27 protein-coding genes are annotated in these 26,300 nt (G+C 72.1%); 18 read left to right on the forward strand and 9 right to left on the reverse strand.

Annotated features, from left to right (window positions below; genetic code table 11):
* Window positions 1-62: 62 nt before the first annotated feature.
* From OG500_RS21440 to OG500_RS21460, 5 genes are all read right to left on the reverse strand, one after another.
* On the reverse strand, window positions 63-1,511 hold the full coding sequence (locus OG500_RS21440) for a HAMP domain-containing sensor histidine kinase (protein ID WP_329582601.1): 1,449 nt from the start codon (window positions 1,509-1,511) through the stop codon (window positions 63-65).
* An 89-nt stretch (window positions 1,512-1,600) separates the two neighbouring features.
* Window positions 1,601-2,371 (reverse strand): response regulator transcription factor, encoded by a 771-nt coding sequence (locus OG500_RS21445; protein ID WP_327068296.1) that lies wholly within the window; start codon window positions 2,369-2,371, stop codon window positions 1,601-1,603.
* A 131-nt stretch (window positions 2,372-2,502) separates the two neighbouring features.
* Window positions 2,503-3,675, reverse strand: a complete 1,173-nt coding sequence (locus OG500_RS21450; protein ID WP_327068297.1) for a S1C family serine protease — start codon at window positions 3,673-3,675, stop codon at window positions 2,503-2,505.
* A gap of 89 nt (window positions 3,676-3,764) precedes the next feature.
* The gene (locus OG500_RS21455; RefSeq protein ID WP_327068298.1) at window positions 3,765-4,817 is read right to left on the reverse strand and encodes a LacI family DNA-binding transcriptional regulator; all 1,053 of its coding nucleotides are present in this window, start codon (window positions 4,815-4,817) and stop codon (window positions 3,765-3,767) included.
* An 86-nt stretch (window positions 4,818-4,903) separates the two neighbouring features.
* Window positions 4,904-5,653 carry a response regulator transcription factor gene (locus OG500_RS21460; protein WP_327068299.1) on the reverse strand — a complete coding sequence of 250 codons (750 nt, stop codon included), beginning with the start codon at window positions 5,651-5,653 and terminating at the stop codon, window positions 4,904-4,906.
* 319 nt (window positions 5,654-5,972) lie between these two features.
* Between OG500_RS21460 and OG500_RS21465 the strand changes: the two genes are divergently transcribed.
* From OG500_RS21465 to OG500_RS21485, 6 genes are all read left to right on the forward strand, one after another.
* On the forward strand, window positions 5,973-6,263 hold the full coding sequence (locus OG500_RS21465) for a MoaD/ThiS family protein (RefSeq protein WP_329582604.1): 291 nt from the start codon (window positions 5,973-5,975) through the stop codon (window positions 6,261-6,263).
* Between the two features lie 153 nt (window positions 6,264-6,416).
* Window positions 6,417-7,109: an LmeA family phospholipid-binding protein gene (locus OG500_RS21470; RefSeq protein WP_327068301.1), complete on the forward strand. Its 693-nt coding sequence runs from the start codon at window positions 6,417-6,419 to the stop codon at window positions 7,107-7,109.
* Between the two features lie 127 nt (window positions 7,110-7,236).
* Window positions 7,237-7,317, forward strand: a complete 81-nt coding sequence (locus OG500_RS38215; RefSeq protein WP_369405619.1) for an Ms5788A family Cys-rich leader peptide — start codon at window positions 7,237-7,239, stop codon at window positions 7,315-7,317.
* 274 nt (window positions 7,318-7,591) lie between these two features.
* On the forward strand, window positions 7,592-8,431 hold the full coding sequence (locus tag OG500_RS21475) for a sulfurtransferase (protein WP_327068302.1): 840 nt from the start codon (window positions 7,592-7,594) through the stop codon (window positions 8,429-8,431).
* A 41-nt stretch (window positions 8,432-8,472) separates the two neighbouring features.
* Window positions 8,473-8,763, forward strand: a complete 291-nt coding sequence (locus OG500_RS21480; RefSeq protein WP_327068303.1) for a DUF1416 domain-containing protein — start codon at window positions 8,473-8,475, stop codon at window positions 8,761-8,763.
* Between the two features lie 84 nt (window positions 8,764-8,847).
* Window positions 8,848-9,159, forward strand: a complete 312-nt coding sequence (locus tag OG500_RS21485) for a DUF3099 domain-containing protein (RefSeq protein WP_329582606.1) — start codon at window positions 8,848-8,850, stop codon at window positions 9,157-9,159.
* A gap of 15 nt (window positions 9,160-9,174) precedes the next feature.
* Here OG500_RS21485 and OG500_RS21490 read toward each other — a convergent pair whose 3' ends face one another.
* Window positions 9,175-9,537, reverse strand: coding sequence for a DsrE family protein (locus OG500_RS21490; protein WP_329582608.1), 363 nt, complete (start codon window positions 9,535-9,537; stop codon window positions 9,175-9,177).
* A gap of 283 nt (window positions 9,538-9,820) precedes the next feature.
* On the opposite strand from OG500_RS21490, the gene OG500_RS21495 reads away from it, so the two are divergent.
* From OG500_RS21495 to ygfZ, 3 genes are all read left to right on the forward strand, one after another.
* A complete protein-coding gene (locus OG500_RS21495; protein WP_329582610.1) occupies window positions 9,821-10,405 on the forward strand; it encodes an FABP family protein in 585 nt (194 codons plus the stop codon).
* 86 nt (window positions 10,406-10,491) lie between these two features.
* Window positions 10,492-10,947: a Fur family transcriptional regulator gene (locus tag OG500_RS21500; RefSeq protein WP_327068307.1), complete on the forward strand. Its 456-nt coding sequence runs from the start codon at window positions 10,492-10,494 to the stop codon at window positions 10,945-10,947.
* 84 nt (window positions 10,948-11,031) lie between these two features.
* On the forward strand, window positions 11,032-11,994 hold the full coding sequence (gene ygfZ, locus OG500_RS21505; protein ID WP_327068308.1) for a CAF17-like 4Fe-4S cluster assembly/insertion protein YgfZ: 963 nt from the start codon (window positions 11,032-11,034) through the stop codon (window positions 11,992-11,994).
* Between the two features lie 16 nt (window positions 11,995-12,010).
* On the opposite strand, the gene dtd is transcribed toward ygfZ, so the two are convergent.
* The gene (dtd, locus tag OG500_RS21510; protein WP_327068309.1) at window positions 12,011-12,445 is read right to left on the reverse strand and encodes a D-aminoacyl-tRNA deacylase; all 435 of its coding nucleotides are present in this window, start codon (window positions 12,443-12,445) and stop codon (window positions 12,011-12,013) included.
* Between the two features lie 302 nt (window positions 12,446-12,747).
* Here dtd and OG500_RS21515 point away from each other — a divergent pair, with 302 nt between their 5' ends.
* Together OG500_RS21515 and OG500_RS21520 are read left to right on the forward strand one after the other, a co-directional pair.
* Window positions 12,748-13,338, forward strand: coding sequence for an RsiG family protein (locus OG500_RS21515; protein ID WP_327068310.1), 591 nt, complete (start codon window positions 12,748-12,750; stop codon window positions 13,336-13,338).
* A 63-nt stretch (window positions 13,339-13,401) separates the two neighbouring features.
* On the forward strand, window positions 13,402-14,364 hold the full coding sequence (locus OG500_RS21520; protein ID WP_329582614.1) for an asparaginase: 963 nt from the start codon (window positions 13,402-13,404) through the stop codon (window positions 14,362-14,364).
* Between the two features lie 122 nt (window positions 14,365-14,486).
* Here OG500_RS21520 and OG500_RS21525 read toward each other — a convergent pair whose 3' ends face one another.
* Complete coding sequence (locus OG500_RS21525) at window positions 14,487-14,981, reverse strand: inorganic diphosphatase (protein WP_184936162.1); 495 nt, start codon at window positions 14,979-14,981, stop codon at window positions 14,487-14,489.
* A gap of 76 nt (window positions 14,982-15,057) precedes the next feature.
* On the opposite strand from OG500_RS21525, the gene dacB reads away from it, so the two are divergent.
* The 6 genes from dacB to folE all read left to right on the forward strand — a co-directional run bounded on the left by dacB (window position 15,058) and on the right by folE (window position 22,771).
* Entirely contained in the window at window positions 15,058-16,494 is a 1,437-nt protein-coding gene (gene dacB, locus OG500_RS21530; protein ID WP_327068314.1) for a D-alanyl-D-alanine carboxypeptidase/D-alanyl-D-alanine endopeptidase, read from the forward strand.
* A 59-nt stretch (window positions 16,495-16,553) separates the two neighbouring features.
* A complete protein-coding gene (locus tag OG500_RS21535) occupies window positions 16,554-17,741 on the forward strand; it encodes a zinc-dependent metalloprotease (RefSeq protein WP_327068315.1) in 1,188 nt (395 codons plus the stop codon).
* Window positions 17,742-17,885: 144 nt separating this feature from the next.
* Window positions 17,886-19,121: a tRNA lysidine(34) synthetase TilS gene (gene tilS / locus OG500_RS21540; RefSeq protein WP_329582617.1), complete on the forward strand. Its 1,236-nt coding sequence runs from the start codon at window positions 17,886-17,888 to the stop codon at window positions 19,119-19,121.
* Window positions 19,122-19,162: 41 nt separating this feature from the next.
* Window positions 19,163-19,717, forward strand: coding sequence for a hypoxanthine phosphoribosyltransferase (hpt, locus tag OG500_RS21545; RefSeq protein WP_035798821.1), 555 nt, complete (start codon window positions 19,163-19,165; stop codon window positions 19,715-19,717).
* Between the two features lie 269 nt (window positions 19,718-19,986).
* Window positions 19,987-22,035 (forward strand): ATP-dependent zinc metalloprotease FtsH, encoded by a 2,049-nt coding sequence (gene ftsH, locus OG500_RS21550; RefSeq protein WP_327068317.1) that lies wholly within the window; start codon window positions 19,987-19,989, stop codon window positions 22,033-22,035.
* 130 nt (window positions 22,036-22,165) lie between these two features.
* Window positions 22,166-22,771, forward strand: a complete 606-nt coding sequence (gene folE / locus OG500_RS21555) for a GTP cyclohydrolase I FolE (RefSeq protein ID WP_327068318.1) — start codon at window positions 22,166-22,168, stop codon at window positions 22,769-22,771.
* A 52-nt stretch (window positions 22,772-22,823) separates the two neighbouring features.
* On the opposite strand, the gene OG500_RS21560 is transcribed toward folE, so the two are convergent.
* Window positions 22,824-24,005: an alpha/beta hydrolase gene (locus OG500_RS21560; protein ID WP_329582621.1), complete on the reverse strand. Its 1,182-nt coding sequence runs from the start codon at window positions 24,003-24,005 to the stop codon at window positions 22,824-22,826.
* A gap of 426 nt (window positions 24,006-24,431) precedes the next feature.
* Between OG500_RS21560 and OG500_RS21565 the strand changes: the two genes are divergently transcribed.
* Window positions 24,432-26,297, forward strand: a complete 1,866-nt coding sequence (locus tag OG500_RS21565; RefSeq protein WP_329582622.1) for a phosphatidylglycerol lysyltransferase domain-containing protein — start codon at window positions 24,432-24,434, stop codon at window positions 26,295-26,297.
* The last annotated feature ends 3 nt before the right edge of the window (window positions 26,298-26,300 follow it).

The raw sequence follows: 26,300 nt of genomic DNA on the forward strand, positions 1-26,300 counted from the left end.
GCCCGGCCCCGGCCCGGCCCGGCCGCCTGGGCGGGCGGGACCGGCACGGGACGGACCTTCGCTCAGTGCTCGGCCGGCTCGCCGCCCGGCCCGCTCGGCGGCCGGGGCGCGCCCGGCATCCGGATGACCGCCAGCGCCCCCGGCCCGCCGTCCTGGGCCGGTCCCAGCGCCACCTGGCCGCCGGAGTCCTGGACGGTCTGCGCCACGATCGACAGCCCGAGGCCCGAGCCGGGCAGCTGCCGGGAGGACGGGGAGCGCCAGAACCGGTCGAAGACGTACTGCAGCTCGTCGACCGGGATGCCGGGCCCGCGGTCGCGCACGGTCAGCCGGCCCTCGCGCAGCTCGACGTCGATCGAGCCGGCCGGCGGGCTGTACTTCACGGCGTTGTCCAGCAGGTTCATCACGGCCCGCTCCAGCGCGGCGGCGTCGGCCCGCGCGTACCAGGGCTCCAGCACCACGTTGAAGGTCAGCCCGGGACCGCGCAGCTTGCCCCGGTCCACGGCGCGCTGGGTGATGTCGTGGAACGCGACGGTGGCCACGTTCTGCCCGGGGCGCGGCGAGTCGGGCCGGGAGAGCTGCAGCAGGTCGCCGATGAGCAGGGTGAGTTCCTGCATCTGCGCCTTCATGTTGCCCAGCAGCTTGGTGCGGGTGGCGGGCGGCAGCGGGCGACCGGTGGAGTCGCTGCGGATCATCAGGTCGACGTTGGTGCGCAGCGAGGTGAGCGGGGTGCGCAGCTCGTGCCCGGCGTCGGCGATCAGCCGGGTCTGCCGTTCGCGGGAGTTGGCCAGCGCGGTGCTCATCGAGTTGAAGGAGTCGGAGAGCCGGGCGATCTCGTCGTTGCCGTGCACCGGGATGGTGGTGCCGACCTCCTCGGTGCGGGCGATGTGCTCGACCAGGTCGGTGAGGTCGTGCACCGGCTTGAGCGCGGCGCGGGCCACGATGCGGCCGGTGATGCCGGCCACGGCCACGCCTATGGCGGCCACGCCCGCGAGCAGGAAGGCCAGTTGCTGCAGCGAGTGGTCGACGTCGGTGAGCGGCGAGGCGAGCAGCATCACCATGTCCTGGCCGGAGGCCCGGTCCACGTAGTGGGTGACCCGGATCATGGCCGGTGTGCCGTCGGTGAAGTGGCCCTGCCGGAAGTTGCCCTGGTTCGGGGGCAGGTTGAGCACGTCGTAGTCGGAGGGGGCCACCACGATGGCGCGGTTGGCGCCCAGGCTCAGGCAGACGCTGGTGCTGCCGGCGGGCAGGTACTCCGAGTCGCCGCCGCGGCCCGGCCCGGGGAAGGGCCCGTTGGGATGAGCCGCCTCCCACTCCGTGTTCGCCGTCTTGACCTGGGTCAGCGCCCCGGGGGCGGTGGTCGCGCAGCTCGGCAGGGTGTGGGTGAACGGCACCGAAGGCAGCGGCACGTTGGAGAGCTGGACCCGCTGGAGGTCGTAGAGCTTCTCCTGGACGATGAACCAGGCGGCCACCGAGCACATCGCGATCGCCAGCGCGACCGCCACCGAAGCCATGATGGCCAGCCGGCTGCGCAGCGACCTGCCCCGGTACCACCCCTTCATCCGTCCCCGCCCCCGTGCTCCTGCCTTGCGCGCCATGATTCTCAGGCCGTCGCCCCGCTGGGCGCGCGCAGAGCGTAGCCCACTCCGCGCACGGTCTGGATCAGGCGCGGCATGCCGCCCTGCTCGGTCTTGCGGCGCAGGTACATCACGTAGACGTCGAGCGAGTTGGAGGAGGGCTCGAAGTCGAAGCCCCAGACCGCCTTGAGGATCTGCTCGCGGGTCAGCACCTGGCGCGGGTGGGCCAGGAACATCTCCAGCAGCATGAACTCGGTGCGGGTCAGCTCCACCGGACGGCCGTCGCGGGTCACCTCGCGGGTGGCGGTGTTCATCCGCAGGTCGGCGAAGGCGAGCACCTCGGAGTCGTCCTCGACGGCGGTGGCCCGGGCGGCCGCCTCGGTGGCGAGGGCGTTGCGGCGCAGCAGCGCGCGGACCCGGGCGAGCAGCTCGTCCAGCTCGAAGGGCTTGGCGAGGTAGTCGTCGGCGCCCACGTCCAGGCCGGTGACCCGGTCGCCGACGGCGTCGCGGGCGGTGAGCATCAGGACGGGCGCGGTGTCCCCGCGCGAGCGCATCCGGCGCACGGCGGTCAGGCCGTCCATCCGGGGCATCATGATGTCGAGCAGCACCAGGTCGGGCTGGTCGCGCTCGACGGCCTCCAGTGCCTCGTAGCCGTCGGTGGCGGTGGTGACCTCGTAACCCTCGAAGGCGAGGCTGCTCTCCAGCGCGTCGCGCAGCGCGGGTTCGTCGTCGACCACGAGCAGGCGCGCGGCGGTCGGCTGCTCAGCAGGGGTGCGGTCGTCGGCGGGGGGAGTCATCGGCGGTGTGGCCCTCTCTGGGTCTGGAAGGGGTCTAGCCATTGTGCGGGTTCGGGCGGGGTGACCGGGCGCACCCGGGGTGAGCCGGGATGCCCGGCGTCGCGCGCCTGGCGGGAATTGTGAGACACGGCCTAGAGCGTCTGGCCGGCCTGCATCTTCGGCAGGACCTGCTTGACGGCGTTGATCGGGATCGCGAAGCCGAGGCCCACGCTGCCGGCCTGGCTGCTGCTGCTGGAGCTGCTTCCGCTGCCGGAGTACATCGCCGAGTTGATCCCGATCACCTGGCCGGCCGAGTTGATCAGCGGGCCGCCGGAGTTGCCGGGGTTGAGTGCGGCGTCGGTCTGCAGCGCCGAGTAGGTCGCGCTGTCGGAGGAGGAGCCGGACCCGGAGCCGGAGCCGAGGGACGGGCCGTTGCCGCCGTAACCGGGGAAGTACGGGTAGCCGAAGCCGCCGTTGCCGCGCGTGGTGGTCTCGTCCACCTGCACGGTGACCTGGCGGTTCTTGGCGCTGATGATGCCGGAGGTGACGGTGCCGGTCAGGCCGTCGGGGTTGCCGATGGCCACCACCGGGTCGCCGACCGAGAGCGCGTCGGAGTCGCCGAAGGCCACCGGGGTCAGGCCGCTGGCGCCGCTCGCGGTGATCACCGCGACGTCCATCGACTTGTCGCTGCCGGTGACCGTGGCGCTGGTCTTGCTGCCGTTCTGGTACATCACGGTGATCGTGCCGTCCTGGCTGACGGCGCCGGCGATCACGTGGTAGTTGGTGAGGATCTGCCCGTTCGCGGTCAGGATGACACCGGTGCCGGTCGCGGTGCCGGAGTTGGTCTGCACGGTGATCTGGACGACGCTGGGGGAGAGGTTGGCGGCGATGGCGGCGACGTTCGCGGTGCCGTCGGACTTCGCGGCCACCGGGCTGACCAGGGTGGTCGAGCTCGCGGTGGTGCTGCTGCTGTGCCGGGCGTCGGCGACCGCGCCGCCGGCCAGGCCGCCGAGGACCGCGGCGACCGCCGCGACGGCGGTGACCAGGGCGAGCCGGCCGCGCAGGAAGCCGCTGCGGGCCCTGTGCGCGGGGCCGGCGGGCTCGGGCGCCTGGCCGAGCAGGGTGGGCGGCGGTCCGTAGTACGGGGGCTGGCCGCCGGCGTCCGCGCCGGGGTAGTCGGGGCCGGCGGTGTACACCGGCTCGCCCGGGTAGCCGGGGGTGACCGGGAAGACCGTGGTGTCCTCGTGAGCGGTGGGTGCTCCGGCCGGCTTCGGCGGGAGCGGATACCCCGACTCATCTGCGGTGGTGCGGTACTGGTCGCTCATGGACCAAACCGTCCGCCCGGGGCATGAAGAATGGATGAGAGTCGAGTCAGAACGCCCAGAGAAGCCCGTTGACTTCTCATAAAGGCGAGCTACCCTGCGGACCCCGTGTCCTCACCCGGGCAGCCGCAGGAACGCCGCACCACCAGCCGCGAGGGGAACTTGCGCACCCGCTCGGTGCCGGAGCCCGGCACCATCAGCGAGTCGTCCAGGACCAGCTCCACCGCCGCGCGGGCCATCGCCTCGCGCTCGCTGGCCACCGTGGTCAGCGGCGGGTCGGCCAGCGCCGCCTCGGGGATGTCGTCGAAGCCCGCCACCGCGAGGTCCTCGGGGACCCGCAGGCCCAGCTCGCGGGCGGCCCGCAGCACGCCGATCGCCTGGTCGTCGGTGGAGCAGAAGACGGCCGGCGGCCGGTTCGGCGAGCGCAGCAGCTCCAGCGCCACCTCGTAGGCGCCGTAGCGGTGGAAGGGCGCGTCGATCAGATGCTGGTCGGCCGGCAGCTCGTGGGCGTCCATGGCCCGCTGCCAGCCCTCGACGTGGTCGATCACCGGGTCGCCGGGCGCGGGGGACTCCACCGGGCCGCCGAAGCAGGCCACGTACGGATGGCCGTGCTCCTCCAGCAGGTGGCGCACGGCCAGCTCGGCGCCGCCGACGTCGTCGGTCACCACCGAAACGTCGTCGATCGCGTCGGGGCGGCGGTGCAGCAGCACCACCTTGGCGCCCTCCATCGCGGCGAACTCCTTGGCGGCGCGCTGCGGGGCACCCTGGCTGACCAGGATCAGGCCGGAGACCCGCATCCCGAGGAAGGCCTGGATGTAGTGCATCTCGCGGTCGTCGGCGTAGTCGGAGTTGCCGATCAGCACGAGCTTGCCGCGGTCGGAGGCGGCGCGTTCGACGGCGTGCGCCATCTCGGCGAAGAAGGGCTGCCGGGCGTCCGGCACGATCATGCCGATCAGGTTGGTGCGCCGGGAGGCCATCGCCTGGGCGACGCTGTTCGGCCGGTAGCCGAGCTGCTCGATCGCGGCGAGCACCCGCTCCTTGGTCGCGGGCGCGACCGGGCGCGGGCCATCGTTGATGACATAGCTGACGACCGCGGTCGAGGTCCCAGCCAGTCGAGCTACGTCGTCACGCGTCACCTTGGCCACGCAGGGAGTCTACGCGTGTTGTCCAGCCCCCCAGCGGGGCGGTCCCGCCGGGAGGCCGGGACGACACGCGCGGCACTAGGCACGGCCTAACGCGCGGCGGCCGGGTCGGTCACGGGCTGCTCGAAGTCGCTCGGGGCGCCGCCGCGCTCGCCCTTCTCGCCCTGCGCGGGCATCACGAAGCGGTAGCCGACGTTGCGCACGGTGCCGATCAGCTGCTCGTGCTCGACCCCGAGCTTGGCCCGCAGCCGCCGCACGTGCACGTCCACGGTGCGGGTGCCGCCGAAGTAGTCGTAGCCCCAGACCTCCTGCAGCAGCTGGGCCCGGGTGAAGACCCGGCCCGGGTGCTGGGCGAGGTACTTGAGCAGCTCGAACTCCTTGAAGGTGAGGTCGAGCACCCGTCCCTTGAGCTTGGCCGAGTAGGTGGCCTCGTCCACGGTCAGGTCGCCGTTGCGGATCTCGGTGGGGCTCTCGTCGGTGGTCACCTGCTGCTGGCGGCCCACCGCCAGGCGCAGCCGGGCCTCCACCTCGGCGGGGCCCGCGGTGTCCAGCAGCACGTCGTCGATCCCCCACTCGGCGGTGACCGCCGCCAGTCCGCCCTCGGTGACCACCAGGAGCAGGGGGGCGCTGACGCCGGTGGAGCGCAGCAGCTGGCACAGGCTGCGGATCTGTGGCAGGTCGCGCCGGCCGTCGACCAGTATCACGTCGGCGCTGGGCGTATCGACCAGCGCGGACCCCTCGGCCGGGGCCACCCGCACCTGGTGCAGCAGCAGTCCAAGGGCCGGCAGCACCTCCGCCGATGGCTGCAGTGCGTTGGTGAGCAGGAGGAGAGAACTCATACCCGGGTCGTCCTCTTTTCTTCGCCGCGTGGTGTTTCTCCGCGTGGGCTGCCACTCGCAAGGACGTCCGGTTCGGAGCCCTGAAAGCACAAAAGGACCCGGGGGCGACTCTGCCCGGATCCCTTACGCCTTGAGAATAGCCCAACGGACCCGGTCGGCGAAGGGGCCACCAGGCGTGATCAAGGTCGCGTTCACGGCCGTGCGCCCGGGGTACGACCGTGCTGGCCTGCGCGATTCCCGGTCGGTCGGGGGCGCGGGCCATCATGGAGCACGGCACCGACCGGCACACGTATGTGTACACCTTCGAGAAGGGGCCGCCATGACCGCGACCACCGAGCCCTCCACCACCGTGGTGACCGGGACGATCCGCTACTGGGCCGCCGCGAAGGCCGAGGCGGGCGTCGCCGAGGAGCCGTACCGGGCGGCCAGCCTCGCCGAGGCGCTGGCCCAGGCGAGGGCGCGGCACGCCGAGCGGTCGGCCTTCGTCCGCCTGCTGGGCATCTGTTCCTACCTGGTGGACAGCGCGCCGGTGGGCGGGCGCGACCACGCCACCGTCGAGCTGACCGAGGGCGGCACCGTCGAGGTGCTGCCGCCGTTCGCCGGGGGCTGAGCGGGACGCCGGGTGGCATCCGGCGGCCGGGGGCGGGGCCGGTGCCCCGGCTCCGGCGGCCGGGCATCGAGCGGTTGTTCGGAACCAAGGGTGGTGTCGGATCGTCGTATCGCGGTAGACGACCAGGACCGGAACCGACGGGGAGAGTGTGCGATGCGCAGCTGGATCAAGGCGGTCATCGCCGTCGCGGTGCTGGCCGGCCTGCTGGTGGGCGCCGACCGGATCGCGGTGGTGGTGGCGCAGAACGAGGCGGCGGACAAGCTGGCGGGCCACCAGGGCATCACCGGCAAGCCCTCGGTCTCCATCGGCGACTTCCCGTTCCTGACCGACCTGATCGACCGCAAGGTCGACGACCTGCACATCTCGGCCTCGGCGGTGCAGCTGAGCGGCGCCGGTCAGAGCTTCCAACTGAGCGACTTCGCGGCCGATCTGAAGGGTGTTCGGATCAGCGGTGACGAGAACTCCGCGACGGTGGACTCGGGCACCGGCACCGGGAGGATCAGCTACCAGCAGGTGCAGACCCTGCTCGACCTCGATTCCCGGATGTCGCTCGGCTACGGCGGTCCCGGCCAGGTCAAGGTGAGCGCCTCGATGCTGGGGCAGAAGATCAGCGCCACGGTCAAGCTGCGCACCGAGGGCAACAAGGTGCTGGTGGACAGCGTGGGCGAGCTGTCCGGGCTGGGCGCGCTGCCGGGGATCGGCTCGGCGGTCGACTCGGCGATCGGCACCCGGAGCTTCACCCTGCAGGGCATGCCGGTGGGCCTCGACCTGGACCAGGTCACCCCGGAGCCGGACGGCCTGGCGCTGAAGTTCGGCGGCTCCCACGTCCGGCTGTCCAACAGCTGATCCTTGGGGGCGGGCCGCGGGGCAGGGCACGGGCAAGCGCGGGTCAAATCTCACTATTCGACCATTTTAGTCTCGCCATTCGATACGCTGATGACAGGGGCGGGCCCGGCTCCCTAGCATCGTCCCCATGAAGCGACAGGCGGATCTCACGAAGCGGCGGGCGGTGGACCTCTGCCGCGTGGCCGCCTGCCTGTGTCGAATGCGCTAGTAGGCAGCCGGCTCCGGCAGAATCGACCTGCTGCCACGCCCGTTCTTCCGGCCCGACCAGGCACTTCCCGTCTGCGGCCGCCCCTTGAAAACCCGCCTCGCGGCGCCCTTGCCCCAGCTTTCGGGCCGGGACCCTGCATCCTCTGCTTCGTCCCACTATTCGGACTGATTTTCGGACATCTTCGACGATCGGCCCGGGACCGGCGACCCGGAGCCCGCAGCGCGCCGCCCGGCACCCTCACCTTCCGCCAACCGCCCCCGGATGGAGACACATCATGAGCCGCAGCGACGTCCTGGTCGACGCCGACTGGGTCCAGGCCCACCTGGACGACGCCAAGGTCGTCCTGGTCGAGGTCGACGAGGACACCTCCGCGTACGACAAGAACCACATCAGGAACGCCGTCCGGATCGACTGGAAGAAGGACCTCCAGGACCCGGTGCGCCGCGACTTCGTCGACCAGGCCGGCTTCGAGGCGCTGCTGAGCGCCAAGGGCATCGCCAACGACGACACCGTGGTGCTCTACGGCGGCAACAACAACTGGTTCGCCTCGTACGCCTTCTGGTACTTCAAGCTGTACGGCCACGGCGACGTCCGCCTGCTGGACGGCGGCCGCAAGAAGTGGGAGCTGGACTCGCGCGACCTGGTCGACGGCTCCGAGGTCCCCAGCCGCCCGGCCACCGAGTACAAGGCGCAGGCCCAGAACACCGCGATCCGCGCCTTCCGCGACGACGTGGTCGCCGCCATCGGCACCACGAACCTGGTCGACGTGCGCTCGCCCGACGAGTTCTCCGGCCGCCTGCTCGCCCCGGCCCACCTGCCGCAGGAGCAGTCGCAGCGCCCCGGCCACGTGCCCAGCGCCCGCAACATCCCGTGGTCGAAGAACGCCAACGACGACGGCACCTTCAAGTCCGACGACGAGCTGCGCGCGCTCTACGCGCAGGAGGGCGTCGACCTGTCCAAGGACACCATCGCCTACTGCCGGATCGGCGAGCGCTCGGCGCTCACCTGGTTCGTGCTGCACCAGCTGCTCGGCCAGGAGAACGTCCGCAACTACGACGGTTCGTGGACCGAGTACGGCAGCCTGGTGGGCGTGCCGATCGAGATCGGCGCCTGACCGGCACCGCGCCGTACCCGAGCAACGAGGAGACAGACGACATGTGTGGTGCGAAGGCTGGCGGGCCGGACCTGGCAGGAGTTGACGTGGCGAACGAGACGATCATCCAGGGTTCGGTGACCCGTGACGGCGAGCCGGTCAGCGGCTACGTGCGGCTGCTGAACGACGGCGGCGAGTTCACCGCCGAGGTGCCCACCTCGGCCACCGGGCAGTTCCGCTTCTTCGCGGCCCCCGGCAGCTGGACCGTGCGCGCGCTGGTGCCCGGCGCGACCGTGGACCGCAAGGTGGTCGCCTCCCAGGGCGCCCTGACCGAGGTCCCGATCGCGGTCTGAGCCACTGCGGCGAGCGTCGCGGAATTCCTGGAGCCCCCGTCCCGACGGGGGCTCCAGGCGCGTTGCGGGGCTACCGTTGGGGGTGTGCAGCAGCGGCGCAGGCACTACTACTACTTCGGCGCGATGGGCGTCTGCCTGGGGCTCTTCGTCCTCGCGTGGGGCGTGGTGCGGTTCTTCTCGGTGGGCGCGGCGATCGGGATGTGCGTGGTCGCCATGGTGATACCGCCGCTGGCCGCGGTCTTCGCCAACAAGCGCGACCCCGAGGACGACTGGTGGCAGGACCCGCGCTGGGACGACCCCCGCTGGGACCAGCCGGGCCACGACCGCGACAAGCCCGATCACGAGGGGCCCGCCCATGAGGGTCCCGCCCACGAGGGGCGGCCGGGGCCGCAGTAGGACGACTCGGACGACTCAGTAGACGAGCGCCTGGACGCCGTCGGCCATGATCTCACTGACGAAGACCTGGGCGCCCGCGATCCGGACACCAGGCAGCGTGTCCGCCTGCTCGATGCCGCGCCGCACCGCGCACTGGGTGCACAGCGTCACCGTGCCCGCCGCCAGGATCGACTCCAGCAGCTCCGGCAGCGGCGCGGCGTGCGGCAGCTCGAACTCGGCTGCCCGCCCCGGCAGTGCGAACCAGGAGGACTCCCCGGTCAGCCAGAGCGAGACCGGCACCCCGCTGGCGACCGCGACGGCCGCCACCGTGAACGCCTGTGAGCAGCGCTCGGGCGCGTCGGCTCCGGCGGTGACCTTGATGACCAGCTTCTTCGACATCCCGTCAGCCTAGAGGGCCCGGCACGGCGCGTGTGGCGCCCCTCACCGCGAGCCGCGCGGCCCCGCCGGATAGACTCGCGCCGTCATCGTCCTGTCCGCCATCACCGCACCGGGAGCCCCACCGTGAGTGGTCTCGAGCTTTTCTTCGACTGCCTGCTCGGCATCATGGCCGTCGTGATCGTCTGGTTCGCCATCTTCTCCGTCTCGAAGCTGTACCAGGGCCAGCGCTGACCTCTCCCGTACCGTAGGGGGAGCCCACCGCCGACGACTGCGATACAGGACCATGATCGAGATCCCCTCTGACCTCCACAAGGACGTCGTTCCGCTGGCCTTCCTCCTCGGTACCTGGGAGGGCGCGGGCGTCTTCGACTTCCCGGGCAGCGAGAAGTGCAACTTCGGCCAGGAGGTCGTCTTCCGGCACGACGGCCGGCCCTTCCTGGAGTTCCGCTCCCGCACCTGGGTGCTGAACAGCGAGGGCGAGAAGATCCGCCCGCTGGAGAACGAGCACGGCTTCTGGCGGATCACCAGCAACCAGCACGGCACCAGCGGCGTGCGCGGCGTGGAGATCTCCATGGTCCGCGACGACGGCACCGTGGAGGTCTGGTACGGCGAGCTGGCCGACGGCAAGCCGCAGGTCAACGTGTCCACCGACGCGGTCGCCCGGATCGAGGGCTCGGCCCCCTACAGCGGTGGCAAGCGGCTCTACGGCTTCGTCAACGAGGAGCTGCTCTGGGTCGGCGAGAAGGCCGCCCCCGAGGTGCCGCTGCGCCCGTACATGTCTGCGCAGCTGAAGAAGGTGCTCAGCCCCGCCCAGCTGATCGAGGACATCAACGACCTGCCGGACGACGGGATCGCCTTCTTCCGCTGAGCCGCCCGCCCGCGCCCTGGTCCCTACACTTGTCGGCACGGCCCGGGTGCGGGCACGGCCGGCGACCAGGGCAGGTGCAGAGCAGCGTGGCGAACAACGGAGCGGCCGCCTCCAGCGACTGGAAGAGCGACCTGCGTCAGCGCGGCTACCGCCTCACCCCCCAGCGCCAGCTGGTGCTGGAGGCGGTGGACGCGCTCGACCACGCCACCCCGGACGAGATCCTGGTGGAGGTCAGGCGCACCGCCAGCGGCGTCAACATCTCCACCGTCTACCGGACCCTGGAGCTGTTGGAGGAGCTCGGCCTGGTCTCGCACGCCCATCTGGGTCACGGCGCCCCGACCTACCACCTGGCCGACCGCCACCACCACCTGCACCTGGTCTGCCGGGACTGCGGCACGGTGACCGAGACCGACACCGCGATCGCCACCCCGCTGATCGAGAGCCTGCGCGCCCAGCACGGCTTCGACACCGACCTCAAGCACTTCGCCATCTTCGGCCGCTGCGCCGACTGCACCGCCCGGCTCGCCGAGCCGCAGTCGTAGCAGGCCGGTCTTAGAGGGTCCGCCAGTAGGGGGCCGGCGTCGCGACGCCGGCCCCCTACTGGCGGACCCTCTAAGCTGGCGGGCATGAAGAGCCCGTTGCTGTCCCTGCCCGGAGCCGTCCCCGCCGAGGGAGCCGACGAGGGCGTCGCAGCCCACTACGGCGACCTCTTCCGCGAGCAGCGCGAGCTGGCGGCGGGCCGTGCCTTCACCGACCTGTCGCACCGCGGGGTGGTCACCGTGACCGGCCCCGACCGGCTCGCCTGGCTGCACCTGTTGCTCACCCAGCACGTCAGCGCGCTGCCGCCGGGCCAGGCCACCGAGGCGCTGATCCTCTCCCCGAACGGGCACGTCGAGCACGCCCTCTACCTGGTCGACGACGGCACCACCAGCTGGGCGCACGTCGAGCCCGGCACCCAGGGCGCGCTGATCGAGTACCTGGAGCGCATGAAGTTCATGTACCGGGTCGAGATCGCCGACGCCACCGCCGAGTTCGCCGTGGTGCACCTGCCGGCCGGCTCCGCCGCCGAGGTCACCGCAGCCGCCGCGGTGCGCGAACTGCCCTACGGGCGCGACCTGTTCCTGCCGCGCGCCGAACTGGCCGAGCTGGCCCAGGGGTTCGGCACCCCGGCCGGGATCTGGGCGTACGAGGCGCTGCGGATCGAGGCGCACCGCCCGCGGCTGGGCTTCGAGACCGACCACCGCACCATCCCGCACGAGGTGGACTGGCTGAACTCCGCGGTGCACCTGAACAAGGGCTGCTACCGCGGCCAGGAGACGGTGGCCCGGGTGCACAACCTGGGCAAGCCGCCGCGCCGGCTGGTCTTCCTGCACCTGGACGGCACCGAGGAGGTGCTGCCCCCGCACGGCACCGAGGTGCGCCTGGCCACCGAGCCGGACGGGCGGGCGCTGGGCTTCGTGACCTCCTCGGCCCGCCACCACGAGCTGGGCCCGATCGCGCTCGCCCTGGTCAAGCGGAACGTGCCGCTCGACGCGGTGCTGCTGGCCGGCACGGTGCCGGCCAGCCAGGACGCCGTGGTCGCGCCGTAGGCACGGCCCGGGAGCCTCAGACCTCCACCAGCACGGTGAACGGCCCGTCGTTCACCAGCGAGACCTTCATGTCCGCCCCGAACCGGCCGGTGGCCACCTCGGCGCCCAGCGCGCGCAACTGCTCGACCACCGCGGCCACCAGCGGCTCGGCGAGCGGCCCGGGGGCGGCGGCGTTCCAGGTGGGGCGGCGGCCCTTGCGCGCGTCGCCGTAGAGCGTGAACTGGCTGATCACCAGCAGCGGTGCGGCCAGGTCGGAGCAGGACAGCTCCGTCCCGTCGCCGGGGAACAGCCGCAGCGTCCACAGCTTGCGGGCCAGCGCCGCCGCCTGCTCCTCGGTGTCCTGGTGGGTGACCCCCACCAGGACGCAGAGCCCCGGCCCGCTGATCGCGCCGACCTGTTCCCCGGCCACCGTCACGGCGGCCTCGCTCACCCGCTGCACCACTGCTCGCATGCCGGCCATTGTGCCCGCGCCCGACCGGCCCGCCGCACCCGCGTCCGGTGCAGGGCTACCCGTTCGCCAGGCGCCCGTTCGGGTGCATCCACGCCCCGCGGGCGGGCCCGGGGTGGCACGATGCCCAAGTCGGCCGCGCCGGCGACCCGGACGGCCGTTCGTGGCGTTCGTATGCCCGTACTGACGGCGCTCGCCCGAGTGGGTGACGGCCCCGGACGTCGGGAACCCGCCGGGGCCGCTGGGCGTGCAACGGGGGGAGGGGCGGCAAGGGTGGGAACAGAGCGATGGCAGGCGGTTGGGTAATGGAGACGAACAGGGTGCCCGGCGGGCCGAAGGCCCCGGGCGCGGAGCCAGTGGCGGTGGTGCCGGCGGCGGCTGTACTGGACACCGCGGGCCTGGCCCTGGACGAGCTGCGCACGCTGCGCCGCGACGCCCTGGAGCAGGAGGCCGACCTGTCGTACCTGCGCCGGCTGCTGCAGGGCCGGGTGGACATCCTGCGGGCCGAACTCGACCGCCGCACCCTGGACCGCCACCCGCGCCCGCCGCGTCCCGACACGCTGCTGCACCGGCTGCCGCAGATCCTCGCCGACGCCCCCTCCAACGTGCGCCAGTCGGCTCGGCACGTCACCCTCGGCACCCCGCGCGGCGAGCAGTACCAGGCGCAGGCCGACGCCCTGATGGGCGACGTCCAGCTGGCCGACCTGGCCGCGCACGCCTCCGCCGAACTGCTCGCCGCCCTGGACCGGCTCACCGCGCACGAGCGCGAGGTCTCCGGGCGCCGGCAGCTGCTGCAGCGCACGGCGGACGGCTGCAGCGCCGAGATCACCCGGCGGTACCGTGAGGGGGAAGCGCGGGTCGACGACCTGCTGGCCGGTCCCCACCTGCCCGACTGAGACCCAGCGGGCCTGCGGGGGCCGGTGTCCCTCCCTCACCGTCCCGGAAGGCCGCTACCGCCGATGCCTGACTCCGCCGCCCAGCTGCCCGTCCTCGCCGAGGTCGTGCGCTCCGGTTTCACCGAGGGCCACCACCGTGGCTCGCTGGTCGTCCTCGCCCCCGACGGGTCGGTGGACTTCGCCCTCGGCGAGCCCGAGCGGCCGATCTTCCCGCGTTCGTGCAACAAGCCGTTCCAGGCCGTGGCCACGCTGCGGGCGGGCCTGCCGATCGAGGGCGAGCTGCTGGCGCTCGCTGCCGCGAGCCACTCCGGAGAATCGTTTCATCTGGACGGTGTGCGGCGGATCCTGACGACCGCCGGGCTGACCGCCGACGCGCTGCGGACCCCGGCGGACCTGCCGCTGGACCCGGTGGAGGCCGAGCACTACCTGGCCGGCGGCGGGCACCGCGAGCCGCTGGTGATGAACTGCTCGGGCAAGCACGCCGCCTGGCTGGCCGCCAGCATGGCCAACCACTGGCCGACCGCGAACTACCTGGACCCGGAGCACCCGATCCAGCTGCTGGCCGCCGAGGCGCTGGCCGAGCACGCCGACGAGGCGATAGCCGCGGCCGGCACCGACGGCTGCGGCGCCCCGCTGCACGCCGTCTCGCTGGTGGGCCTGGCCCGCGGCTACCGGGCGCTGCTGCGCGCCGAGGAGGGCAGTGCGCCGCGCCGGGTGGCGGACGCGATGCGCGCCCACCCCGAGTACGTGGCCGGCACCCGGCGCCCGGACACCTGGCTGATGCGGGCGGTGCCCGGCGCGCTGTCCAAGATGGGCGCCGAGGCCGTGCAGGCGGTGGCGCTGCCGGACGGCCGGGCGCTGGCCTTCAAGATCGACGACGGTGCGAGCCGGGCGCTCGGCCCGGTGCTGGCCGCCGTGCTGCGCCGGATCGGCCTGCCCGGCGCCGAGGAGGTGCTGGCGCGGATCGGGACCGTGCCGCTGCACGGCGGCGGCGCGGTGGTCGGCGAGATCCGCGCGGTCGTCTGACCCGGCGCGGAAGCCGGGCGCACGGCGGAGGCCGGGGCCGATGGATGACACTCCATCAGCCCCGGCCTCCGGGAACACCAGCCGTCAGCGGGCCTCGAAAGAACGAGAACGACCGGCTGGCGTCAGTGCGCGTCGCCGGACTCCTGCAGACGCTTGATCGAGGCGGTGATCTCGGCCTCGGCCTCGATCCGGCCGACCCAGGCGGCGCCCTCGACGGACTTGCCGGGCTCCAGGTCCTTGTAGACCTCGAAGAAGTGCTGGATCTCCAGACGGTCGAACTCCGACACGTGGTGGATGTCCCGCAGGTGCTCCCAGCGCGGGTCGGTGGCCGGGACGCAGAGCAGCTTGTCGTCGCCGCCCGCCTCGTCGGTCATCTGGAACATGCCGATCGCGCGGCACTTGATCAGGCAGCCGGGGAAGGTCGGCTCGTCGAGGATGACCAGGGCGTCCAGCGGGTCGCCGTCCTCGCCGAGAGTGCCCTCGACGAAGCCGTAGTCGGCCGGGTAGCGGGTCGAGGTGAAGAGCATCCGGTCCAGCCGAAGGCGACCGCTCTCGTGGTCGACCTCGTACTTGTTACGGGAGCCCTTCGGGATCTCGATGGTGACGTCGAACTCCAACGGTTCCTCCAAGGTAGGGACTGACAGAATCCAAGTGTCTCCTACGCGAGGGAGTGCTGTGGAAAGGGGATGGGCTGTGACAGGGGCAGGGACACGTGCGGGGGTCCGCGGCGGTGTCGGCGCGAGCGTGGTCGCGGGGGTGGCGGGCCTGGCCCTGCTGGTCGGCGGCGGGACGGCGGGGCAGCGGGCGTACGCCCAGGAGCCCGCCTCGGGACCGGCCGCAGCGCCGGGCGCACCCCCGGCCGCGGCGGCGGTGCTCGCCCCGGCCGTCACCACCGGCGGCGACGGCCTGCCGACCGCGGCGGGCCTGACCGCTGCCCTCGGCCAGCTCACCTCGGACAAGGCGCTCGGCACGCTGACCTTCGCGATCGCCGACGGCGGCAGCGGCAAGCTGCTGCTCGGCTCGGGCGAGACCACCCCGTCCACCCCCGCCTCGACCACCAAGCTGGCCACCACCGTGGCCGCGCTCAGCCTGCTGCCCGCCGACACCCGGCTGACCACCAAGGTGGTGCACGGCGCCACCCCCGCGGACATCGTGCTGGTGGGCGGCGGGGATCCGACGCTGACCGGCCTGCCGGCGGACCAGATCCGGATCGGCGGCTCCCCGGTGGACGCCGACTCGGCGCCCGCCTCGCTGATCGACCTGGCGAACCGCACCGCCACCGCCCTCAAGGCGGCCGGCGTCACCACCGTGCACCTGTCGTACGACACCTCGCTGTACACCGGCCCGGCGGCGCACAAGTTCAACGACGGCACCAACATCGGTCCGATGTCCGCGCTGATGATCGACGAGGGCCGGGTGGACGCCACCCAGGACGTCGACGCCCCGGTGCGGGTGGCCGACCCGGCCGCGCAGGCGGTGGCCAAGTTCACCGACCTGCTCGGTGCCCAGGGCGTCAAGGTCGACGGCAAGCCCGCCCAGACCCAGGCCCCGGCGAACGCCGCGCCGATCGCCCAGGTGCAGTCCCCGGTGCTGCCACGGCTGGTGGAGCGGCTGCTCACCAACTCCGACAACACGCTCGCCGAGGCGGTCGCCCGGCAGGTGGCGGTGGCCCAGCACCAGCCGGTCGGCTACGACGGCGCGGCGCAGGCGGTCACCCAGACGCTCGCGGGCCTGGGCATCCCGATGGCCGGGGTCTCGATCAACGACGGCAGCGGGCTGAACGTCCACAACACCATCCCGCCGGTGGTGCTGGCCGACCTGCTGGCGCTGGCCGCCTCCCCCGACCACCCGCAGCTGCGCCCGGTGCTGACCGGCCTGCCGATCGCCGGGCTGACCGGGACGCTGGACAAGCGCTTCGTCGCGGCCCAGGGCTCGGCCGACGGAGCCGGCGTGGTGCGGGCCAAGACCGGCAGCCTCAGCGGCGTCAACACGCTGGCCGGCACCCTGGTGGACGCCGACGGGCGGCTGCTCTCCTTCGCACTGATGACCAGGACGCCGGCCGACGCCACCAGCGCCCGGGCGGCGATGGACCGGATCGTGGCCAAGCTGGTCTCCTGCGGCTGCAAGTAGCCCGGTTCCGAGCGGTCGCAGGGGTGGGGCCGGGGGCCGCCAGCACGTACCGTGAGGGCATGACGAGCGCGAGCGGCGGTGCTGACATGGTCGACTGGAATCTCGCGGTCGCGACGGCGACCCGGCTGGCCCGGCCGGGCCCGCAGGTCACCCGGGAGGAAGCCCGCACCGTGGTGAGCGAGCTGCGCGGGCACGCGCTGGCGGCCGAGGGCGCGGTGCGCGAGTACACCGGCATGCGCCCGGCCCGGCTGGCCGCCGACGGGTCCGCGCCGGTGCTGGTGGTGGACCGCCCGGGCTGGGTGCGGGCCAATGTCGCGGGCTTCCGCACGGTGATCCGCCCGCTGGTGCAGAAGCTGGCCGCCCGGCGGGCCGAGACGCCCGGCGGCGCGGTGCTCGGCGCGGTCGGCGAGAAGGTGACCGGCGTCGAGGTGGGCGCGGTGCTGGCGCTGCTCTCCGGCAAGGTGCTGGGCCAGTACGAGACCTTCGCCGCCCCCGACCCGGGCGCGGGCCCCGTGAGCGCCCCGGCCGACCCCGCCGACCTCCTCGACCAGCCCAGGCTCGGCGGCGACCCCACCGGGCCCGGCCGGCTGCTGCTGGTGGCCCCCAACATCGTCCAGGTGGAGCGGGAGCTGGACGTCGATCCGCACGACTTCCGGCTCTGGGTCTGCCTGCACGAGGAGACCCACCGCACCCAGTTCAGCGCCGTGCCCTGGCTGCGCGACCACGTGCAGTCCGAGGTGCAGGCCTTCCTGGCCGAGACCGACGTGGAGCCGATGGCGCTGCTGGAGCGGCTGCGCGAGGTGCTGGCCCCGGGCGAGCGGCCGAGCAGCGGCGCCGGCACCCTGCTGGACGTGGTGCAGACTCCGAACCAGCGCGAGATCCTGGCCCGGCTGACCGCGGTGATGTCGCTGCTCGAAGGGCACGCCGACGTGGTGATGGACGGGGTCGGGCCGGCCGTGGTGCCCAGCGTGCTGGAGATCAGGGAGAAGTTCCAGCGCCGCCGGGACAAGGGCGCCAGCCGACTGGACCTGATGCTGCGCAAGCTGCTGGGGATGGACGCCAAGCTGCGCCAGTACCAGGACGGCGCGGTCTTCGTGCGCGGAGTGCTGGACCGGATCGGCATGGAGGGCTTCAACCGGATCTGGACCTCGCCGAACACCCTGCCGACCAAGGACGAGATCCACGACCCGGCCGCCTGGGTGGCCCGAGTCGGACGCCAGTCCCAGCCAAAGCCCCCGGACGAGTGAGGGGGAGTGTCGGCGGAACGTTTCTTCATTCACCCGTCCGTGGGACGGTGGTCGTACCGGTGGCGCGGGGGGCCAAGGGCCGCCCACCTTTCTGCGACGATCTGTGAGCGTTCGGTCACCACCAGCCTGAGGAGTTGCTCCACCGTGGGCCCACACCCCGCCGTCGCGGCGATACGCCTGGCCGTCCGCCGCGCTCTGATGGACCTCGCGGCCGAGGCCGCCGTCCCGATCCCGGCCGCCGCCCCGCGCCGCGCCGCACCGATCCCCGTTCCCACCGCAGCCGTCCCCACCCCGGTCGGCTCCGCCTGCGCCGGGTCCGCCCCCGCCGGCCCGGCCGCCACCTCACCGGTGGCCGCCGCGAGCGTCTGTGCGCCGAGCACCGTGCTGATCGGCAACGCCCGCCGCCATCCCTCCGGGCTGCCCCGGATCCCCGCCGCTCCCGGCTCCCCGCTGGTCCTGGTCGCCGTCAGCGGTGGCGCGGACTCCATGGCGCTCGCCATCGCCACCGCCTTCGAGGCCCCCAAGCTCGGCCTGCGGGTCGGCGCGGTCACCGTCGACCACGGCCTGCAGAGCGGCTCCGCCGAGCGGGCCCGCCAGGTCGCCGAACGCCTGCGGGCGCTCGGGCTGGACCCGGTGGAGGCCGTTCCGGTCCGGGTCGGCCGGCAGGGCGGGCCGGAGTCCGCCGCCCGGGACGCCCGCTACGCCGCCCTGGACGAGGCTGCCGACCGCCACCAGGCGCTGGCGGTCTTCCTCGGCCACACCCGCGACGACCAGGCCGAGACGGTGCTGCTGGGCCTGGCCCGCGGCTCCGGCGCCCGCTCGCTGGCCGGCATGCCCGCGCAGAAGGGCCGCTACCGCCGCCCGCTGCTCGACCTGGACCGCGCCGCCACCCGGCAGGCCTGCGCGGCGCAGTCCATCCCGGTCTGGGACGACCCGCACAACCTGGACCCCGCCTACACCCGGGCCCGGGTGCGCCACGAGGTGCTGCCGGTGCTGGAGAAGCACCTGGGCCACGGCGTGGTGGAGGCCCTGGCCCGCACCGCCCGGCTCTTCCGGGACGACGCCGACGCGCTGGACCAGTGGGCCGGGCGGGCCGAGCAGGAGCTCTACCGGCCCGAGCAGGGCCCGGACCGCAGCGCCGGCCAGGGGGTGCTGCCGGTGGCCGCGCTGGCCGAGCTGCCCGCCGCGGTGCGCCGCCGGGTGCTGCGCCGGGCGGCGCTGCGCACCGGCTCCCCGGCCGGTGACCTGTTCGCCCGCCACCTGGAGACGGTCGACCTGCTGGTCACCGGTTGGCGCGGCCAGGGGCCGCTGCAGCTACCCGGGGGCGTCGAGGTCACCCGAAGGTGTGGCAACCTGGTGTTTCGGCGGCAGGACGACTGACCGCCGGCACAGGACCACAAACCCTTGAGGACGTACTCCCGGTGGACGACAAGGACATGGGCGCCGACCTGGCGAAGGTGCTCATCAGCAAGGACGAGATCGACGCGAAGCTGCTGGAGCTGGCTGAGCGGATCGACCGGGACTACGCCGGGAAGGACCTGCTGATCGTCGGCGTCCTCAAGGGTGCGGTCATGGTCATGGCCGACCTCGCCCGGGCGCTGCACTCACAGGTCACGATGGACTGGATGGCGGTCTCCTCCTACGGGATGGGCACCAAGTCCTCCGGGGTGGTGCGGATCCTCAAGGACCTGGACACCGACATCGCCGGCCGCGACGTGCTGATCGTCGAGGACATCATCGACTCCGGCCTGACGCTGTCCTGGCTGCTCGGCAACCTGGGCTCGCGCGGTCCGGCCTCGCTGGAGGTCTGCACCCTGCTGCGCAAGCCGGACGCCGCCAAGGTGGAGATCGACGTCAAGTACGTGGGCTTCGACATCCCCAACGAGTTCGTGGTCGGGTACGGCCTGGACTACGCCGAGAAGCTCCGCAACCTGCCGTTCATCGGTACGCTCGCCCCACACGTCTACGGCGGCTGAGCGCCCCGCTGGGCCGAAGGCGGGACGCCGGGGAACAGTCCGCCGATTTCACCCGTTGGAGTCGGCGGGCGTACAACTGCACAGAGTGGTGGCGCCTTGCTTCCACAGAGCGGGGCACTACTGCTGTACGGTCAAATTACCCTCTCGTCGTACGAGCGTGTTGACGAGGGCGGAGTGCACTCGCACATATCGGATTGCACCGAGGGACCAATCGGTCCTGAGGGTGCCGTTGAGTGGCAGGAGGGACGGGGCGGCAACGCCCCGCATGGATGGACGTCAAGCGATACTTCCGCGCGCCGATCGCATGGATCCTCCTGGCAGTCGTCGCCGTCATTGTGCTGATGCAGGTCGTTTCGGACTCGAACGGCTACAAGACGGTGGACACCGGCCAGGTGGTTGCGGCGATCGACGCTGGCCAGGTCAAGCAGGCCCAGCTCACCACCGGTGATTCCCAGACCATCAAGATCCAGCTGAAGGACGGCGCCACGCTCGTCCCCGGCAGCTCTGGGAAGGCACCCTCCGGTAGCAAGTTCCAGGCCTCATACATCAACGAGCAGGGCCAGGGCACCGCGCTGGCCACCGAGCTGCAGAAGCAGCAGGACGCCGGCAACCTTCCGCAGGGCTACACGATCAGCCCCGAGAAGCAGTCGACCTTCGTCAGCCTGCTGCTCTCGATGCTGCCGATCGTCATCATCGTGCTGGTCTTCCTCTTCCTGATGAACCAGATGCAGGGTGGCGGCTCGCGGGTCATGCAGTTCGGCAAGTCCAAGGCCAAGCTGCTGACCAAGGACACCCCGAAGACCACCTTCGCCGACGTCGCAGGCGCCGACGAGGCGGTCGAGGAGCTCCACGAGATCAAGGAGTTCCTGCAGGAGCCGGCCAAGTTCCAGGCGGTCGGCGCCAAGATCCCCAAGGGCGTGCTGCTCTACGGCCCGCCCGGTACCGGCAAGACCCTGCTCGCCCGCGCTGTCGCGGGTGAGGCGGGCGTGCCGTTCTACTCGATCTCCGGGTCCGACTTCGTCGAGATGTTCGTCGGTGTCGGTGCCTCCCGGGTGCGCGACCTCTTCGAGCAGGCCAAGGCGAACGCCCCGGCGATCGTCTTCGTCGACGAGATCGACGCGGTCGGCCGCCACCGCGGCGCCGGCCTCGGCGGCGGTCACGACGAGCGCGAGCAGACCCTCAACCAGCTGCTGGTCGAGATGGACGGCTTCGACGTCAAGGGCGGCGTGATCCTGATCGCCGCCACCAACCGCCCGGACATCCTGGACCCGGCGCTGCTGCGCCCGGGCCGCTTCGACCGGCAGATCGCCGTCGAGCGCCCCGACCTGCAGGGCCGCCTGGACATCCTCAAGGTGCACCAGAAGGGCAAGCCGGTCGCGCCGGACGTCGACCTCAAGGCCGTCGCCAAGCGCACCCCGGGCTTCACCGGTGCGGACCTGGCGAACGTCCTCAACGAGGCCGCGCTGCTGACCGCCCGCTCGGACAAGAAGCTGGTCGACAACGTCACGCTGGACGAGGCGATCGACCGCGTGGTGGCCGGCCCGCAGAAGCGCACCCGGATCATGTCCGAGAAGGAAAAGAAGATCACCGCGTACCACGAGGGCGGCCACGCCCTGGTCGCGGCGGCCTGCCCGAACAGCGACCCGGTGCACAAGATCACCATCCTGTCCCGCGGTCGGGCGCTCGGCTACACCATGGTGCTGCCGGACGAGGACAAGTACTCGACCACCCGTAACGAGATGCTCGACCAGCTGGCCTACATGCTGGGCGGGCGCGCGGCGGAGGAGCTGGTCTTCCACGACCCGACCACCGGCGCCTCGAACGACATCGAGAAGGCCACCGCCACGGCCCGCGCGATGGTCACCCAGTACGGCATGACCGAGCGCCTGGGTGCGATCAAGTTCGGCTCCGACAACTCCGAGCCCTTCCTGGGCCGCGAGATGGGCCACCAGCGCGACTACTCGGAAGAGGTCGCCGGGCTGGTGGACGAGGAGGTCAAGAAGCTGATCGAGAACGCGCACAACGAGGCCTGGGAGATCCTGGTCGAGAACCGCGACGTGCTCGACAACCTGGTGCTGGAGCTCCTGGAGAAGGAGACCCTGAACAAGGAGCAGATCGCCGAGATCTTCGCCCCCATCGTGAAGCGCCCGGCCCGCCCGGCCTGGACCGGTTCGGCCCGACGCACCCCGTCGACCCGCCCGCCGGTGCAGTCCCCGAAGGAGCTGGCGCTGACCAACGGCTCCGCCGCCTCCGTCGATGCCGCCCCGGTGGACATCGTCAAGCTCCCGCCGGTCGGCGGGGACTCCTCGGAGGGCTGACCCCCTGCGCCGGACGGCCACGAACGCCGAACGGAATGGATGCCGCGTTTCCAGGGTTTGTACCCTGGAGGCGCGGCATTCGTGGTGAGCGGTGCCGCTCACCCTTCCCAGCTACGTGTGTGAGGTTCGCATGATCGATCCGGTGACGCTCGACGGACAGGCCGCCGTCGGCACCTTCGACCAGAAGCGAGCCGAGAACGCGGTGCGCGAGCTGCTGATCGCCGTTGGCGAGGACCCGGACCGCGAGGGGCTGCTGGAGACCCCGGCCCGGGTCGCGCGGGCCTACAAGGAGATCTTCGCCGGCCTCTGGCAGCAGCCGGAGTCCGTGCTGACCACCACCTTCGACCTGGGCCACGACGAGATGGTGCTGGTCAAGGACATCGAGGTGTTCTCGACCTGCGAGCACCACCTGGTCCCGTTCCAGGGCGTGGCGCACGTCGGCTACATACCCGCGACCAGCGGCAAGATCACCGGCCTGTCCAAGCTGGCCCGGCTGGTCGACGTCTACGCCCGCCGCCCCCAGGTGCAGGAGCGGCTGACCAGCCAGATCGCCGACTCGCTGATGCGGATCCTGGAGCCGCGCGGCGCGATCGTGGTGATCGAGTGCGAGCACATGTGCATGTCGATGCGCGGCATCCGCAAGCCCGGCGCCAAGACCATCACCTCGGCCGTCCGCGGCCAGCTGCGCGACCCCGCGACCCGCGCCGAGGCGATGAGCCTGATCATCGGGCGCTGACCCGGGTCGGCGCCCCTTCCGGCGGCCCCTCGCCGGCCGCCTCGACGCCCGCTCAGGTCCGCGGTTCGCGGTCCTGGGGCGTCGCCAGGTGGTCGCTCATCCATTCCAGCGAGGCGGGCAGCTCCCGGCGCCAGGCATCGAAGTTGTGGCCGCCGTCGGGCAGGAAGAGCGAGTCGACGACGAGTTCGGGGTGCGCGGCGGTGACCGGCGCCACCGAGTTCAGGAACTGCTCGGTGGCCGGGTAGTCCTCCTCCGTCCGGGTGGTGACGATCATCAGGGAGCTCTTCGGGACGGGCAGGTTGTGCAGTCGCCAGCCCAGGTCGTAGCTCTGCGCCAGCTGCTGGTTGCCGCCGAACAGGTCGCCGCTGGCCCACGGGTCGGGCACCACCTGGTAGTCCCCGTGCAGCGAGGCCGCCGCGCCGTAGGCGTCGGGGTCGCGCAGCGCCAGGCGCAGCGCGCAGGCGCCGCCGGTGGAGTAGCCGAACACGCCCCAGGAAGCGGCCGAGCGGCTCACCCGGTAGGCCGAGCGCAGCGCGGCGGGCACGTCCTTCGCGAACCAGGTCTCGCTCTGCGGGCCGCCCGGGACGTCCACGCACTCGGTGTCGCGCGGGGCGGCCACCGCGGGCCGGGCCATGACCACGATGGTGGGTGCCATCCGGCCGGTGCGCTGCAGCTCCCAGGCGGTCTGCGGGGCGTGCAGGTCGCTCAGCAGGGCGAGCGCGGGGGCCGGAAAACCGGCCAGGGAGAGCACGACAGGAAAGCGTTCCCGGGAGTACTTCGGATTGAAGTACTCGGGTGGCAGATAGATGAACATCTGGTCCGACATCCCGGTGGCCTTGCCGGTCACCCGGATGGAATCCACCCGGCCGACCTCCTCCGGTCTGCCCTGCGGCAGGTCGGTGATGGTGGACAGCCCGCTCTCCTCGGCCGGCTGCACCAGGGTGCCGGCGTTCGGCGGACCGCCCTTGCCGCCCGGCACCGGGCCGAGCGCCAGCTGGCTGGTGTCGGGCGACAGCAGGTCGTGCCAGGACGTGTAGAAGCCGTAGGTGTCGTTGAAGGTCAGTGCGCAGATGGCCAGCACCGCCACCTGAGTGACCGTCAGTATGCCGAGGCGGCCGAACAGGTGCACCGGCCCGGGCCCGGCGAGCCGGGGCCAGAACCAGAGCACGGCTGCGGTGGTCAGCAGGGCGAACGCCACCATGACGTACACCAGCGTGCTGCTGGTCAGTTCCATCCCAGAGCCTTCCCTGGTGCGCCGGACGGGCTGGCGGGGCGTCAAAGACAGTCCCGGTCAGGCGCCACGGGGTTCAACACGTAGTCGGCGGGTACCGCTGACTCATCATCCGAGACCGATCGGCGGGCAGCCACCGGAGCCGTTCGAGCCCACTGGGGCAACGCCAGGTGAATGGCGGGCGGCACGGGTGCGCCGCCGCCAGCCGGTCGGCTTCACCCACAGGAACCAAGGCTCTAGACTTCGGCGTCGCCACTCGTGCGGGGGGCCAGGACCGGTCCGCCCAGCGGCCGGTCCCACGGGGTGGACCAGCCATTACTCGCTCTTGACGGTCTCATGGTCAAGGTAAGGACATACGTATGAAGGCCCATCACGGCTCATCCTTCTGGGTGACCGGGCAGCTGTGCACACCCTCTAGGCTGAGTTCTCATGAGTGTTCCCGTGTCCACTGAGCAGCCTTCTCAGGCCCCGGAGCAGCCCCGCCGAAAGGGTCTGCAGACGCTGCGCAGCCAGGCGGCCGCGGTACCGCGCGCCTGGCTGCCGGGTGCGGTGGGCTACGCCTGCCTGCTGATCGGGCTGGTGGACATCGCCAGTGCCGTCTTCCCGAAGCTGCGCCGCACCAGGATGCACACCTGGGCCGGTCAGCTGCCGGGAACCACCACCACGCTGGCCACCGCGGGCACCCTGCTGGTCGGCATCCTGCTGGTGCTGCTGGCGCACGCGCTGCGCCGCCGCAAGCAGCGGGCCTGGCGGATGGTCTGCGTGCTGCTGCCGGTCGGCGCCGCGCTGCACGTGCTGCGCTGGCACCAGGTCGGCCCCGCCGTCGTCTCGGTGGTGCTCTTCGCGGTGATGCTGGTGCACCGCCGCGAGTTCTACGCCAAGGCCGACCCGCGCACCCGCTGGCGGGCGCTGCTGAACCTGGTCGTGATGGGCGCGATCAGCCTGGGCCTGGGCCTGCTGATCGTCAGCGCGCACCCGGCCAAGGAGATGGGCCGCCCGAGTCTGATCGACCGGCTGCACGAGACCGTCTGGGGCCTGTTCGGCCTGGACGGCCCGATCAGCTACCACCCGGACCGGATCGGCGACGTGGTCGGCTACTCGCTGGCCGGCCTCGGCCTGCTGACCGCCTTCTCCACCGCCTACCTGCTGCTGCGCCCGGAGAAGCCGGAGCCGGAGCTGACCGCCGACGAGGAGGTCAAGGTCCGCGCCCTGCTGGAGCGGCACGGCGAGCGCGACTCGCTGGGCTACTTCGCGCTGCGCCGGGACAAGAGTGTGCTCTTCTCGCCGACCGGCAAGGCGGCGATCTCCTACCGGGTGATCTCCGGCGTGATGCTCGCCTCCGGTGACCCGGTGGGCGACGTGGAGGCCTGGCCGGGTGCCATCAAGGTCTTCATGGCGCAGGCCCGTGAGCACGCCTGGGTGCCGGCCGTGGTCGGCTGCAGCGAGGTCGGCGGCGAGGTCTGGACCCGCGAGGCGGGGCTGGACGCGCTGGAGCTGGGCGACGAGGCGATCGTCGACGCGACCACCTTCTCGATGGCCGGCCGCGCGATGCGCAACGTGCGCCAGATGGTCAAGCGGATCGAGCGCAACGGCTACTCCTGCCAGGTGCGCCGGGTCAGTGACCTGACCCGCGAGGAGAAGCTGCGGATCGCCGACGCCGCCGCCCGCTGGCGCGGCACCGACACCGAGCGCGGCTTCTCGATGGCGCTGGGCCGTTTCGGTGACCCCGCCGACGACAACTGCGTGGTGGTCACCGCGCACAAGGCCCCGGAAGAAGGGGAGTCACCGAGCAACACTGGCGGTGACGACCTCAAGGCCGTGCTGCACTTCGTGCCGTGGGGCCCGGACGGCATCTCGCTGGAGCTGATGCGCCGCGACCGGGCGGCGGACCCCGGCCTGAACGAGCTGCTGATCGTGGCGGCGCTGCAGGCGGTGCCCGCGATGGGCATCCGCCGGGTCTCGCTGAACTTCGCGATGTTCCGCTCCGCGCTGGCCCGTGGTGAGCGGATCGGCGCAGGACCGGTGCTGCGTGCCTGGCGCGGGCTGCTGGTCTTCCTCTCGCGCTGGTTCCAGATCGAGTCGCTGTACAAGTTCAACGCCAAGTTCCAGCCGGAGTGGGAGCCGCGGTTCATGGTCTACCCGAACACCCGGGACCTGCCGCGGATCGGCTTCGCGGTGATGCAGGCCGAGGCCTTCATCACGCTGGGCATGCCGAAGTTCGGCCGCAAGCGCCAGCGTCAGGGCCTGATGCCGGTGACCGCGGGCGAGGGCACGTCGATCGCGCCGGCCGCCTAGGCA

The organism is Kitasatospora sp. NBC_01250, from assembly GCF_036226465.1.
Classification (GTDB): Bacteria; Actinomycetota; Actinomycetes; order Streptomycetales; family Streptomycetaceae; genus Kitasatospora.

Coding starts and splice junctions, on each gene's coding strand:
- OG500_RS21440 (WP_329582601.1), bottom strand. CDS start 1,511: ATGGCTTCGGTGGCGGTCGCGCTGGCGATCGCGATGTGCTCGGTGGCC.
- OG500_RS21445 (WP_327068296.1), bottom strand. CDS start 2,371: ATGACTCCCCCCGCCGACGACCGCACCCCTGCTGAGCAGCCGACCGCC.
- OG500_RS21450 (WP_327068297.1), bottom strand. CDS start 3,675: ATGAGCGACCAGTACCGCACCACCGCAGATGAGTCGGGGTATCCGCTC.
- OG500_RS21460 (WP_327068299.1), bottom strand. CDS start 5,653: ATGAGTTCTCTCCTCCTGCTCACCAACGCACTGCAGCCATCGGCGGAG.
- OG500_RS21465 (WP_329582604.1), top strand. CDS start 5,973: ATGACCGCGACCACCGAGCCCTCCACCACCGTGGTGACCGGGACGATC.
- OG500_RS21470 (WP_327068301.1), top strand. CDS start 6,417: ATGCGCAGCTGGATCAAGGCGGTCATCGCCGTCGCGGTGCTGGCCGGC.
- OG500_RS38215 (WP_369405619.1), top strand. CDS start 7,237: ATGAAGCGACAGGCGGATCTCACGAAGCGGCGGGCGGTGGACCTCTGC.
- OG500_RS21475 (WP_327068302.1), top strand. CDS start 7,592: ATGAGCCGCAGCGACGTCCTGGTCGACGCCGACTGGGTCCAGGCCCAC.
- OG500_RS21480 (WP_327068303.1), top strand. CDS start 8,473: ATGTGTGGTGCGAAGGCTGGCGGGCCGGACCTGGCAGGAGTTGACGTG.
- OG500_RS21490 (WP_329582608.1), bottom strand. CDS start 9,537: ATGTCGAAGAAGCTGGTCATCAAGGTCACCGCCGGAGCCGACGCGCCC.
- OG500_RS21495 (WP_329582610.1), top strand. CDS start 9,821: ATGATCGAGATCCCCTCTGACCTCCACAAGGACGTCGTTCCGCTGGCC.
- ygfZ (WP_327068308.1), top strand. CDS start 11,032: ATGAAGAGCCCGTTGCTGTCCCTGCCCGGAGCCGTCCCCGCCGAGGGA.
- dtd (WP_327068309.1), bottom strand. CDS start 12,445: ATGCGAGCAGTGGTGCAGCGGGTGAGCGAGGCCGCCGTGACGGTGGCC.
- OG500_RS21515 (WP_327068310.1), top strand. CDS start 12,748: ATGGAGACGAACAGGGTGCCCGGCGGGCCGAAGGCCCCGGGCGCGGAG.
- OG500_RS21520 (WP_329582614.1), top strand. CDS start 13,402: ATGCCTGACTCCGCCGCCCAGCTGCCCGTCCTCGCCGAGGTCGTGCGC.
- OG500_RS21535 (WP_327068315.1), top strand. CDS start 16,554: ATGACGAGCGCGAGCGGCGGTGCTGACATGGTCGACTGGAATCTCGCG.
- ftsH (WP_327068317.1), top strand. CDS start 19,987: ATGGACGTCAAGCGATACTTCCGCGCGCCGATCGCATGGATCCTCCTG.
- folE (WP_327068318.1), top strand. CDS start 22,166: ATGATCGATCCGGTGACGCTCGACGGACAGGCCGCCGTCGGCACCTTC.
- OG500_RS21560 (WP_329582621.1), bottom strand. CDS start 24,005: ATGGAACTGACCAGCAGCACGCTGGTGTACGTCATGGTGGCGTTCGCC.
- OG500_RS21565 (WP_329582622.1), top strand. CDS start 24,432: ATGAGTGTTCCCGTGTCCACTGAGCAGCCTTCTCAGGCCCCGGAGCAG.